8 protein-coding genes are annotated in these 13,156 nt (G+C 69.8%); all 8 read left to right on the forward strand.

Features of this window, described 5'->3' with window-relative positions; genetic code table 11:
- The coding region (locus CH341_RS09025) for an efflux RND transporter periplasmic adaptor subunit (RefSeq protein WP_111418726.1) at positions 1-1,395 on the forward strand (1,395 nt) is incomplete at its 5' end.
- Positions 1,392-4,550, forward strand: a complete 3,159-nt coding sequence (locus CH341_RS09030) for an efflux RND transporter permease subunit (protein ID WP_111418711.1) — start codon at positions 1,392-1,394, stop codon at positions 4,548-4,550. The genes CH341_RS09025 and CH341_RS09030, both read left to right, overlap by 4 nt.
- A gap of 231 nt (positions 4,551-4,781) precedes the next feature.
- The gene (locus CH341_RS09035) at positions 4,782-7,913 is read left to right on the forward strand and encodes an efflux RND transporter permease subunit (RefSeq protein WP_111418712.1); all 3,132 of its coding nucleotides are present in this window, start codon (positions 4,782-4,784) and stop codon (positions 7,911-7,913) included.
- A 238-nt stretch (positions 7,914-8,151) separates the two neighbouring features.
- Positions 8,152-9,087, forward strand: coding sequence for a metal ABC transporter substrate-binding protein (locus tag CH341_RS09040; RefSeq protein WP_111418713.1), 936 nt, complete (start codon positions 8,152-8,154; stop codon positions 9,085-9,087).
- A 31-nt stretch (positions 9,088-9,118) separates the two neighbouring features.
- Positions 9,119-10,054: a manganese/iron ABC transporter ATP-binding protein gene (locus CH341_RS09045; RefSeq protein WP_111418714.1), complete on the forward strand. Its 936-nt coding sequence runs from the start codon at positions 9,119-9,121 to the stop codon at positions 10,052-10,054.
- Positions 10,054-10,989 (forward strand): metal ABC transporter permease, encoded by a 936-nt coding sequence (locus CH341_RS09050; RefSeq protein ID WP_111418715.1) that lies wholly within the window; start codon positions 10,054-10,056, stop codon positions 10,987-10,989. Before CH341_RS09045 ends, CH341_RS09050 begins: the two co-directional genes overlap by 1 nt.
- A complete protein-coding gene (locus CH341_RS09055; RefSeq protein ID WP_111418716.1) occupies positions 10,986-11,843 on the forward strand; it encodes a metal ABC transporter permease in 858 nt (285 codons plus the stop codon). The genes CH341_RS09050 and CH341_RS09055 overlap by 4 nt, the downstream gene beginning before the upstream one ends.
- 199 nt (positions 11,844-12,042) lie before the next feature.
- On the forward strand, positions 12,043-13,074 hold the full coding sequence (locus CH341_RS09060) for a hypothetical protein (RefSeq protein WP_245430959.1): 1,032 nt from the start codon (positions 12,043-12,045) through the stop codon (positions 13,072-13,074).
- Positions 13,075-13,156 lie beyond the last annotated feature (82 nt).

Here is a 13,156-nt window from a genome sequence, read left to right on the forward strand (position 1 = left end):
CGGCGCGGCCGCACGGTTCTCGGCTATCTGATCACGCTCGCCGTGATGGCGGGCGTGACCTGGTTGATCGTGACCCAGTCCGGCTTCGTCCCGGGCGGAGGCGGTGCGCCGACCGGCCCACCCGGCATGGCGCGGGGCGGTCCCGGGGGAGGCGGCCGCTTCGGCCGCGACATGCCCGTGCCGGTGCTCGCCGCGGCGGCCAAGACGGCCGACGTGCCGGTCTATTTCGACGGCGTCGGCACCACCCGGGCGCTCAACACCGTGACGGTGCGCAGCCAGGTCGACGGCAAGCTCCTGAAGCTGAACTTCACCGAGGGGCAGGACGTCGAGCGCGGCTTCGTGCTGGCCGAGATCGATCCGACCATCTACCAGGCCCAGTACGATCAGGCCGTCGCCAAGAAGGCGCAGGACGAGGCACAGCTCGCCAACGCGAAGCTCGACCTCGAGCGCTACATCCGCCTCGCCCAGAGCAACGCCGCGACCAAGCAGCAGGCCGACACCCAGCGCGCCACCGTCGCCCAGCTCGAGGCGCAGGTGAACGCCGACCAGGGCGCCATCGACAACCAGAAGGCCTATCTCGACTACACCAAGGTGGTGGCGCCGATCGCCGGACGGACCGGCATCCGCCAGGTCGACGTCGGCAACCTGGTGAAGGCGACCGACACCACCGGCATCGTCGTGATCACCCAGATCAAGCCGATCTCGGTGATCTTCACGCTGCCGCAGCAGCAGCTCGCCGCCGTCAACAAGGCGTTCGGGGCGGAGCGGCTGTCCGTGCTGGCGCTCGGGACCGACAGCCGCAAGACGCTCGACCGCGGAGTCCTGCAGGTGATCGACAACCAGGTCGATTCCACCACCGGGACGGTCAAGCTGAAGGCCGAGTTCCCCAACACCGACCTTCAGCTCTGGCCGGGCCAGTTCGTCAACGTCAAGCTCCTGGTCGACACCCTCAAGGGGGTCGTGACGGTGCCGACCGCCGCCGTGCAGCGCGGCCCGAACGGCACCTTCGCCTATGTGGTGAAGCCGGACGACACCGTCGCGGTGACGCCCGTCACGGTGACGCAGCAGGACGACACCACCGCCGTGATCGCCACCGGTCTCGCGTCCGGCGACCGCGTGGTGACGACCGGGTTCTCCCAGCTCGCCGACGGCAAGCGCGTCACCGTCTCGACCGGCGGCACGCCGGGTGCGCCGGCGGATCGGCCGCGCCGCCCCGGCGCCCCGAATGCGGTTGCGCCCAGCGCCGGCGCGCCCGCCGCGCCGCAGGCGGAGGCGCCGGCCTCCTCCGTGCCGCCGCCCGCCGCCGGCACGACGCAGCCGACCGAGGAGCAGCGCGCCGCCGGTGAGCGTCGCCGCCGGACCGAGGGAGCCGGTTCGGGGAGCACGGTGCGATGAGCGTCTCGTCGCCGTTCATCCGACGGCCGATAGCGACATCGCTGCTCGGCGTCGCCGTGATGCTCGGCGGCCTCCTGGGCTACTGGCTGCTGCCGGTCGCCTCGCTGCCCCAGGTCGACTTCCCCACCGTGCAGGTGACGACGCGCCTGCCGGGCGCCAGCGCCGACACCATGGCGGCCCTGGTGACGGCGCCGCTGGAGCGCCAGTTCGGCCAGATCCCGGCGCTCGACTCGATGGTGTCGTCGAGCTCCTTCGGGGTCAGCCAGGTCACGCTGCAGTTCGATCTCGGCCGCGACATCGACGCCGCAGCCCAGGACGTGCAGTCGGCCATCAACGCGGCCGGCTCGACGCTGCCGCGCAACCTGCCTTATCCGCCCGCCTACTCGAAGGTGAATCCGGCCGACGCGCCGATCGTCACCATCGCGCTCACCTCGCCGACCATCCCGCTGCGGCAGATGAGCGACCTCGCCGACACCATGATCGCCCAGCGCCTCTCCGAGGTGAGCGGCGTCGGCCGCGTCTCGGTGCAGGGCAACCTCAAGCCGGCGGTGCGCATCCAGGCGGACCTCGCGCGGCTCGCCGCCTACGGCATCGCGCTGGAGGATCTGCGCGGCACCATCGTCAACGCCAACGTGGCCGGGCCCAAGGGCTCGCTCGACGGGGCGCACCAGTCCTACACGATCGCCGCCAACGACCAGCTCGAGGCGGCCGAGGCCTATCGGGCCCAGATCATCGCTTATCGCAACGGCGCGCCGGTGCTGTTGCGCGACGTCGCCGACGTGGTCGACGGGCTGGAGAACAGCAAGGTCGGCGGCTGGTACGACGGCAAGCCCGCCGTGGTGATCGACATCCAGCGCCAGCCCGGCGCCAACGTCATCGAGACGGTCGGCCGCATCATGGCCGAGCTGCCGCGGTTGCGCGCCGCCATGCCGGTCGGCGTCGACCTGCAGGTGGTGAGCGACCGCACCGACACGATCCGCGCCTCGGTGCGTGACGTGCAGTTCACCCTGGTGCTCGCCATCGGCCTGGTCGTTCTGGTGGTGCTGCTGTTCCTGCGCAGCGTGCGGGCGACCGTGATCGCCGGCGTGGCGCTGCCGCTGTCGCTGGTCGCCACCTTCGGCGTGATGTGGTTCTGCGGCTTCAGCCTCAACAACCTGTCGCTGATGGCGCTGACCATCGGCACCGGCTTCGTGATCGACGACGCGATCGTGATGATCGAGAACATCGTCCGCCACGTCGAGGAGGGCGAGGATCCGCTGACCGCGGCGCTCGACGGCGCGCGCGAGATCGGCTTCACCGTCATCTCGCTGACCGTGTCGCTGATCGCGGTGTTCATCCCGCTCTTGTTCATGACCGGCATCGTCGGCCGCATGTTCCGCGAGTTCGCCTTGACGCTGACCATCGCGGTCGTCGTCTCGGCCGTGGTCTCGCTGACGCTGACGCCGATGATGTGCTCGCGCCTGCTGCGGCGGGCCGACACCGGCACGGGCGGCGGCGCGGTCGGGCGCGCCTTCAACCGCCTCGTCGAGGCGAGCCTCTCGGGCTACCGCAGGAGCCTCGACTGGGTGCTGGAACGGCAGGCCGCGACGCTCGTCGTCACGGCGCTGACGCTCGCCGCGACCGTGTGGCTCTATCTGATCATTCCGAAAGGCTTCCTGCCGCTGCAGGACACCAGCATGATCACGGCCGTCACCGAGGCGGGGCCCGAGGTGTCGTTCACCGAGATGCAACGCCTGCAGGACGAGGTGGTGACGGCGATCCGCCGCGACGGCGACGTCACCGGCGTCGTCTCGGTGGTGGGCGTCTCGACCATGAACCCGACGCCCAATGCCGGCCGCCTCGCCGTGATGCTGAAACCGCGCGACCAGCGCGCCCTCTTCGTCGACGGCGTGATCGATCGGCTGAAGGCCGCGGTGGCGCCGATTCCCGGCATGGTGGTCTATTTCCAGCCCGTGCAGGACATCCAGATCGGCACCCGGGCGAGCCGCGCCCAGTACCAGTACACGCTGACCGGCGTCGACGCCGCCGACGTGTCGGGCTGGGCCGACAAGCTGGTGGCGCGGCTGCGCCAGGATCCGCGCATGCGCGACGTCGCCTCGGAGGCGCAGGACGGCGGGCTGCGCCTGTTCGTGCGCATCGACCGCGACGCGGCCGGCCGCCTCGGCGTGTCGATGCAGTCGATCAACGACACGCTCTACGACGCCTTCGGGCAGCGCCAGATCTCCACCATCTACGCCCAGGCCAACCAGTACCGGGTGATCCTGGAGGCCAAGCCCGAATATCAGGTCGATCCGACCACGCTGTCGAAGCTGTTCCTTCCGGTCGGCTCGTCGACGATCCTGACCTCGGTGACGAGCTCGACCTCGGCGACCTCGACGGCGCCGTCGACCTCGACCAATCTGGTGCCGCTCTCCGCGGTGGCGACGCTGGAGCGCACCACCGCGCCGCTCGCCATCATGCACGAGGCGCAGTTCCCGGCCGCGACCGTCAGCTTCGATCTGGCGCCCGGCGCCTCGCTGTCGGACGCCGTGGCGGCGGTGACGCAGGCCGAGCAGGCGATCGGCATGCCGGCCTCGATCACGGGCAGCTATTCGGGCGACGCGGCCGAGTTCGCCAAGTCGCTGGCCGGCGAGCCCTGGCTGATCCTCGCCGCCGTGGTGGCCATCTACATCGTGCTGGGCGTGCTCTACGAGAGCTACATCCACCCGCTGACGATCCTCTCGACGCTGCCTTCGGCCGGCGTCGGCGCGCTGCTGGCGCTCATGCTGTTCGGCCAGGACCTCTCGGTGATCGCCCTGATCGGCATCATCCTCTTGATGGGCATCGTCAAGAAGAACGCCATCATGATGATCGACTTCGCGCTGGACGCCGAGCGCGGCGAGGGCCTGTCGCCGCGCGACGCCATCGTGAAGGCGTGCCTGCTGCGCTTCCGCCCGATCATGATGACGACGCTGGCCGCGCTGTTCGGCGCGCTGCCGCTGGCGGTGGAGAGCGGCACCGGCTCGGAGCTGCGCTTCCCGCTCGGCATCACCATCATCGGCGGCCTGCTGCTCAGCCAGCTCCTGACGCTCTACACGACGCCCGTGATCTACCTCGCCATGGAACGCGTCCGCGCCCGCATCGCCGGCCCGGCCGTGGTCCGGCCGGCGGAGTAGGGGGATGTCGAGGCGCCGCGTATCCCCCTCCCTGTCCCTCCCCCACAAGGGGGGAGGGAACGCTGGAATCGCCGATGCTTTGCGCCAGCCGTATTGCCGTCTTGATCAGCTCGCGGCCTCACCGCACGCCGCAGCCCGCTCCCTCCCCCCTTGCGGGGGAGGGGTGGGGAGGGGGGTAACGGTCTTTCCCCGAGTCTCCGGCTTCGATGCGCCCCTCGCCCGAGGTGCGCCATGAACTTCTCGGGCCCGTTCATCGCGCGGCCGATCGCGACGACGCTGCTGGCGATCGGGCTGTTTCTGATCGGGCTGGTCGCCTACGACCATCTGCCGGTGGCGAGCCTGCCGGCCGTCGACCTGCCGACCATCCGGGTGTCGGCGAGCCGGCCCGGCGCCGACCCGATGATCATGGCCGCCACCGTGGCGGCGCCGCTGGAGCGTCGGCTCGGCGAGATCCCCGGCGTCACCGAGCTGACCTCCACCTCGTCGCTCGGCTCGACCTCGGTGGTGGTCCAGTTCGACCTCAGCCGCAACGTCGACGGCGCCGCCCGCGACGTGCAGGCCGCCATCAACGCGGCGCTCTCCGACCTGCCCGGCGACATGCCGTCGCGGCCGACCTTCCGCAAGCTCAATCCGGCCGCGGCGCCGGCCCTGATCCTGGCGCTGACCTCCAAGACCATGCGGGCGAGCGCCATCTACGACGTCGCCGACACGGTGATCGCCCAGCGCATCGCCCAGGTCGACGGCGTCGCCGAGGTGAACGTCTCGGGCGCCGAGCAGCCGGCGATCCGGGTGCGGGTCGATCCCGCCGCCATCGCCTCGATGGGTCTGTCGCTGGAGGACGTGCGCACCGCGATCGTCAACGCCAATGCGACCGGCCCGCTCGGCACCTTCGACGGCAGCCGGCTCGGCGAGACCATCGCCACCAGCGGCCAGCTTCGTGACGTGAGCGATTACGAGAACATCATCGTCCGCTCCAGGGACGGCGCCGTGGTCCGGCTCTCGGCGATCGCCACGGTCGACCAGAGCACCCGCAACAGCCGCTCCGCCGCCTGGTTCAACCGTGAGCCCTCGGTGCTGCTGATCATCACCAAGCAGGCCGACGCGAACGTCATCGCCACGGTCGACCGCATCCGCGAGCTCCTGCCCGAGCTGCGGCGCTGGATCCCGGCCGATCTCGAGATCTCGATCCTGACCGACCGCACCGAGACGATCCGGGCGAGCGTGAACCACATGCAGTTCACGCTGCTCGCCACCATCGTCCTGGTGATGCTGGTGGTGTTCGTGTTCCTGCGCCACGGCGCCGCCACGATTGCGGCCGGCGTGACGGTGCCGCTGTCGCTCGCCGGCACCTGCGCGGCCATGTGGGCGTTCGGCTACTCGATCAACAATCTGTCGCTGATGGCGCTGGTGGTCTGCGTCGGCTTCGTCGTCGACGACGCCATCGTGATGATCGAGAACGCCTTCCGCAATCTGGAGAAGGGGCTGTCGCCGGTGCGGGCGGCGCTGGAGGGGGCGCGCCAGATCGGCTTCACGGTGGTCTCGATCAGCCTGTCGCTGATCGCCGCCTTCATCCCGATCCTGTTCATGGGCGGCATCGTCGGGCGCTTCTTCCGCGAGTTCTCGGTGACGCTCGCCGCCGCCATCGTGGTCTCCACCGTGGTGTCGCTGTCGGTGACGCCGATGATCTGCGCCCATTTCATCAAGCGTCCGCCCGGGCATGCCGGCCGGCTCGACCGCATCGTCGACGGCACCATGGGGGTGCTGCTGCGCGGCTACGGCGCGAGCCTCGACGTCGTGCTGCGCCATCGCTTCATGGCGGTGCTGTCGCTGCTCCTCACCATCGGGCTCACCGTCTATCTCTACATCGTCACGCCGAAGGGCTTCATGCCCCAGGACGACTCCGGGCTGATCTTCGGCGGCGTGATCGCGGCGACCGACGTGTCCTACCAGGAGATGCTGCAGCTCCAGCAGCGCGCCACCGAGATCGTGCTGTCCGACCCCGCCGTGTCGGGCGTCGGCTCGTCGGTCGGCGGCTCCGGCTGGAGCGGCTCGGTCAACAACGGGCGGCTGTTCATCAGCCTGAAGCCGCTGTCCGAGCGCGGCGTGACGGCCCAGCGGGTGGTCGACCGGCTGCGCGGAAAGCTGATGGGCATTCCGGGCGTGCGGGTGTTCATGTTCCCGGCCTCGGACGTGCGGGTCGGCGGCCGCTCCAGCCGCTCGCAATACCAGTTCACCATGTGGGGGCCGAACTTCGACGAGCTGCAGACCTGGGTGCCCAAGGTGCAGGAGCGGATCGGCAAGATCCCCGGCGTGATCGACGTCTCGACCGACCGCGAGCAGGGCGGGCTGCAGGCCGACGTGGTGATCGACCGGGTCGCCGCGGCGCGGCTCGGCGTCGACGTGCAGGAGATCAGCGACGCGCTCAACAACGCGTTCTCGCAGCGCCAGGTCTCGACCATCTTCACCCAGCGCAACCAGTACCGGGTGGTGCTCGAGGTCGATCCGCGCTACCAGCGCGACCCCTCCGATCTCGACCGCGTCTATGTCCAGGCCAGCAAGGGCGTGCAGGTGCCGTTGTCGGCGGTGGCGCGGTTCGAGCGCGGCCTCGCGCCGCTGGTGATCAACCACCAGGGACCGTTCCCGGCCGTCACCATCACGTACAACCTGACCGCCGAGACGCCGATCGCGGTCGCCGGCGCGGCGATCCGCCAGGCCGTCGACGAGATGCATCTGCCGGATTCGATCCGCACCGACTTCGCCGGCGACGCCAAGGTCTTCGCCCAGAGCGCCGGGGCGCAGCCGCTGCTGATCCTGGCGGCGCTGCTCGCCGTCTACATCGTGCTCGGCGTGCTCTACGAGAGCCTCGCCCATCCGCTGACCATCATCTCGACGCTGCCGTCCGCCGGCCTCGGCGCGCTGCTGGCGCTGCAGCTCTTCAAGGCCGAGCTGACCGTGATCGCCTTCATCGGGATCATCCTGCTGATCGGCATCGTGAAGAAGAACGGCATCATGCTGGTCGACTTCGCCCTCGAAGCCGAGCGAACGCAGGGCCTCTCGCCGGCGGCGGCGGTCCGCGAGGCCTGCGTCGCGCGGTTCCGCCCGATCCTCATGACCACCTTCGCGGCCCTGCTCGGCGCCCTGCCGCTGGTGCTGGCGACCGGACCCGGCGCCGAGCTGCGCCGCCCGCTCGGCATCACCATCATGGGCGGCCTCGTCGTCTCGCAGGTGCTCACCCTCTACACGACGCCGGTGATCTATCTGCTCCTCGACCGCCTCCACCGCCGCTGGTGGGGCAAGGGCCAGGCGGGCCGCAGCGGGCCCGACGAGACGCCGCGCGTCGGCCACGCCGCGCCAGCCGAGTAGCCGCAGCAGTCGGCTCGGTCCCCGCTCTCCCTGGCATCACAGGCCGCCGATCCGTCGCGCGGCGGCGCGCGCGCGAATGGTCGTGTCGGGATCGGCGCCAGTGACGAACTGCCGCTGGCTCTTCCTGCAAGTCATTCGCAACACGTGTTGACAAACCTGTCGCGTCGGCCTCATCTTACTTGCAAATAATTTGCAATTGCGGGACGCCGGTCTCGGCGAACCCCGGGAGGAGAAGCGGATGACGACCGGCTCCATGCTGGCGCGGATCTTCGGGCTCGCCCTGATCGCGACGATGCTGCTTCCGGGCGCGGGAGCGCAGGCGCAAGGCGACCCGTCCCGAGGCGGGTCGCGCGCCAAGCCCTTCAAGGTGGTCACCACCTTCACGGTGATCGCCGACATCGCGAAAAACGTCGCCGGCGATCGGGCCGTGGTGGAGTCGATCACCAAGCCGGGAGCCGAGATCCACGACTACCAGCCGACCCCGCAGGACATCGTGCGGGCGCAGGGCGCCGACCTGGTCTTGTGGAACGGGCTCAATCTCGAGCGCTGGTTCGAGAAGTTCTTCGAGAACGTGCGGGAGGTGCCGAGCGTCGTCGTCACCGAGGGGATCGAGCCGCTCGGCATCGGCGAGGGGCCCTACACGGGCAAGCCCAATCCGCACGCCTGGATGTCGCCCGCCAACGCGCTCCTCTACGTGGAGAACATCCGCAAGGCGCTGGCCCGATACGATCCGGCCAACGCCGACGCCTATGCCCGCAATGCCGCCGCCTACGCCGAGAGGATCAAGGCACTGGACGCGCCGCTGCGGGCCCGCCTCGCCGCCATCCCGACCCCGCAGCGCTGGCTGGTCACCAGCGAGGGCGCGTTCAGCTACCTGGCTCGCGACTACGGCCTGCGCGAAGCCTATCTGTGGCCGATCAACGCCGACGAGCAGGGCACGCCGCGCCAGGTCCGCAAGGTGATCGACCTGGTCCGCGCCAACGCCGTCCCGGTGGTGTTCAGCGAGAGCACGATCTCGGATCGCGCCGCCAAGCAGGTCGCGCGCGAGACCGGCGCCCGCTACGGCGGCGTCCTCTATGTCGACTCGCTCAGCGTCGAGGGTGGTCCGGTGCCGACCTATCTGGATCTGCTGAAGGTGACGGTCGAGACCATCGCCAAGGGGTTCGGGACATGATCGGGATTGGGGACATGATCGGGAGCACGCCATGAACGCCCCCGTGCCGACCGATCGCCTCGCCTCGCCGTCTCCGGCGTCGAACGTGGTGCCGGGGACGCCGGCCGGGCCGCCCCGCGGCGACGGCATCCTGGTGGACCGCGTCAGCGTCACCTATCCGAACGGGACCACCGCGGTGCGCGACGCCTCCTTCGCGCTCGATCCCGGCACCATCTGCGCCCTGGTCGGCATCAACGGCAGCGGCAAGTCGACCGTCTTCAAGGCGATCATGGGCTTCGTGCGGCCGTCGGCCGGCGCGGTGCGGCTGTGCGGCATGCCGGTGGCGCAGGCGCTGAAGCGCAACATCGTCGCCTATGTGCCGCAGAGCGAGGACGTCGACTGGAACTTTCCGGTGCTGGTCGAGGACGTGGTCATGATGGGCCGCTACGGCCACATGAACATGCTCCGCATTCCCGCGCGCGCCGATCGCGCCAAGGTCGACGAGGCGCTGGAGCGGGTCGGGATGGCGGCCTTCCGCAAGCGGCAGATCGGCGAGCTCTCCGGCGGACAGAAGAAGCGCGTGTTCCTGGCCCGCGCGCTGGCCCAGGAGGGGCGCATCATCCTGCTGGACGAGCCGTTCACCGGCGTCGACGTGACGACGGAAGGCGCCATCGTGGCGCTGCTGCGCGAGCTGCGGGCGGCCGGCCACGTGATGCTGGTCTCCACCCACGATCTCGGCAGCGTGCCGGACTTTTGTGACCAGGTCGTGCTGCTCGATCGCACCGTGCTGGCCGCCGGAGCGACCGCCGAGGTGTTCACGCCGGAGAACCTGCAGCGCACCTTCGGCGGCGCGCTGCGGAACTTCCGGCTCGGCGGCGCGGCGCTGCACCAGGACGCCGATCGCCGCAGCCTCACCGTGCTGACCGACGACGAGCGGCCGCTGGTGTTCTACGGCGACCCGGATTCGGACGGCGAGGGGAGGACGTGATGGACGGCCTCCTCGCCGAGCTGCTGGTGCCGTTCGACTACGACTACATGCGCAAGGCGATCTGGGTGAGCGCGCTGGTCGGCGGCACCTGCGCGTTCCTGTCCGCCTATCTGATGCTCAAGGGCTGGTCGCTGATGGGCGACGCGCTCGGCCACGCCATCGTGCCGGGCGTCGCCGTCGCCGCGATCCTGGGCGCGCCTTTCGCGGCCGGCGCCTTCGTCGCGGGCCTGTTCGCCTCGCTCGCCATGTATGTCGTGCGGCAGAAGACCAAGCTGCGCGAGGACGCCGTGATCGGCCTGGTCTTCACGTCGCTGTTCGCGCTCGGCCTGCTGATCGCCTCGATGCGGCCGACCGCGGTGAGCATCCAGACCATCGTGCTCGGCAACATCCTGGCCATCTCGGACGAGGACATCGTGCAGGTCGCCGTCATCGCCGGCGTGTCGCTCGCCGTGATGGCGCTCCTGTGGAAGGACCTGATGGTCACGTTCTTCGACGAGGCGCATGCGCGCAGCATCGGCCTGCGCGTGACGACGTTGAAGATCGTGTTCTTCACACTCCTCTCCGCTTGCACCGTGGCGGCGCTGCAGACGGTCGGCGCCTGCCTGGTCATCGCCATGGTGGTGACGCCCGGCGCGACCGCCTATCTGCTCACCGACCGGTTCGGCCGACTGATCGGCATCAGCGTCGCGCTCGGTGTCTCGACCAGCGCGGTCGGTGCCTATCTCAGCTATTTCCTCGACGGCGCGACCGGCGGCGTCATCGTCACGCTGCAGACGCTGCTGTTCCTCGCGGCCTTCGTCTTCGCACCGCGGCACGGCGTGCTGGCGTCGCGGCGGCGGCGGGCCGCCGGCCTCGGCGAGACCCGCGAGGCGGCTCGGGCCCGCGAGGCGATTCAGGCCCGCGAGGCGATTCAGGCCCGCGAGGTCGCGCCATGAGCATGCTCGCCGACTGGATCACCGGGCCGCTCGCCTATCCGTTCATGCAGCGCGCCCTGGTGGTGTCGCTGCTGGTCGCCGCGGTCTGCGCCGTGCTGTCCTGCTACCTGGTGCTCAAGGGCTGGTCGCTGATGGGCGACGCGATCTCGCACGCCGTGCTGCCCGGCATCGTGATCGCCCATGTGGCGGGACTCCCGCTGGTGGTCGGCGCCTTCGCGGCCGGGCTCTCCTGCGCGCTGCTCACCGGCTACCTGAAGGAGAACAGCCGCATCAAGGAGGACACCGTGATGGGGATCGTGTTCTCCGGCATGTTCGGCCTCGGCCTCGTGCTGTTCACCAAGGTGGAGACCGACCAGCATCTCAATCACATCCTGTTCGGCGACGTGCTGGGCGTGAGCGTGCGCGACGTGATCGAGACCGCGATCGTCGCCGGCGGCACGCTCCTGGTGGTGCTGGCGCTGCGCCGCGACCTGCTGCTCTACTGCTTCGACCCGGGCCACGCCCGTACCATCGGCCTGCCGGTGCGCGTGCTGCATTACGGCCTGCTGGTGCTGCTCGCGCTCACCATCGTGGCCTCGCTGAAGGCGGTCGGCATCATCCTGGTGATCGCCATGCTGATCGGTCCCGGCGCGACCGCCTATCTGCTCGCCGACCGGTTCGGCCGAATGCTCGCCGTCGCGGTCGCCACGGCGATGCTGTCGGCCGCCATCGGCACGCTGGCGAGCTTCCACATCGACGGTGCGCCCGGGGCCTGCATCGTCCTCACCCAGTCGCTGTTCTTCGGCCTCGCCTTCCTGTTCGCGCCGCGCAACGGCGTGCTGGCGAGGCGGCGCGTGCCTGCCGGGACGGCGTAACGGTTGCGCCGCCCGAATTCCGGACCGCGTCGCGGTTCGGCAACAGCGTGATCAAGCACTTGGGGGGACACGGGCAATGGTTGTTTACATCCGTTCTAACATATTGAACTCGTTGTCAAACTTACTTGACGCGCCGGTTTCGCAACCGCACCCTGGTGGTATTCCGGCCGGGGGGACGGCCGCTTGTTTGGGGATTGCCATGTCACGATTTTCTCGCACGGCGTCGCGCCGCGCTGGCCGTCTGTCCGTCCGCGCGCTGGCCGAACGCTGCCGGCTCGGCGCAGCCGTGGTGGGCGCCGCGACCGTGCTCACGCTCGGCGGTCTGGCTCTCGGCGGGGGAGCGGCGGCGGCCGAGCAGCCGCAGTGGCTCTCCGCCTATGCGTCCGCGACCCAGGCCGGTCCGGCGGGCAAGATCGGCGCCGCGCCCGCGCCCGGCGACGATCACGTCGACACCGAGCACATCTTCGGCTTCACCATGGGCTCCGACATCGGCGCGAAGGGCGAGATCGAGCTCGAGATCGAGAATGTCGGCCTGTTCGGCAAGCGGTCGGGCAGCTATTTCGCGACCTCGACCCTCAACCTGATGAAGTTCACGCTGACCGACAGTTTCCGCATCGCGCCTGCGGTGGCCTGGGGCAGCAACCGCATCAGGAACGTGGCGGGATTCGACGACCACCAGCAGGTCTCGGTCCAGGGCGGCGCCGTGGAGCTGCGCTACAAGGTGCTCGACCGCGAGGTGATGCCGTTCGGCCTCACGCTGCACGCCCAGCCGGGCTGGAACCGGGTCGACGAAGCGACCGGCCGGCGGGTCGAGCAGTACGGCAGCGAGTTCGCCGCCCTGATGGACAAGGAGTTCATCAAGGACCGCCTGTGGGGCGCCGTGAACCTCTGGTACGGCGCCGGCGCCTCCAAGGATCTCGTCGCCAGGGAATGGTCGCACGATTCCGACGTCGCCATCCATGTCGCCCTGTCGGGCCGGGTCGCCCCCGTGCTGGTCGTCGGCGCCGAGATGCGCTACCTGCGCGCCTATGAGGGCATGGGGCTCGACCGGCTGAAGGGCGAGGCGCTGTATCTCGGGCCGACCTTCTCGTGGCACATCGCCAAGAACGCCGGCCTGTCCGGCACCGTGAACGTGCAGGTCGCCGGCAAGGCGATCGACGACCCGCGCTCGCTCGATCTCGCCAATTTCGAGCGCGTCCAGGCGCTGCTGCGGTTCAACCTGCTGTTCTGATCGCGCGCGGCCGGGACGCTGAAGCCCAAAAGACACAGATCGCGGTAAAGTCCACGACCGAGGGCCAGATCGGAAGAGCGTC

It is taken from the genome of Rhodoplanes roseus, assembly GCF_003258865.1.
In the GTDB taxonomy this organism is placed as follows: Bacteria; Pseudomonadota; Alphaproteobacteria; order Rhizobiales; family Xanthobacteraceae; genus Rhodoplanes; species Rhodoplanes roseus.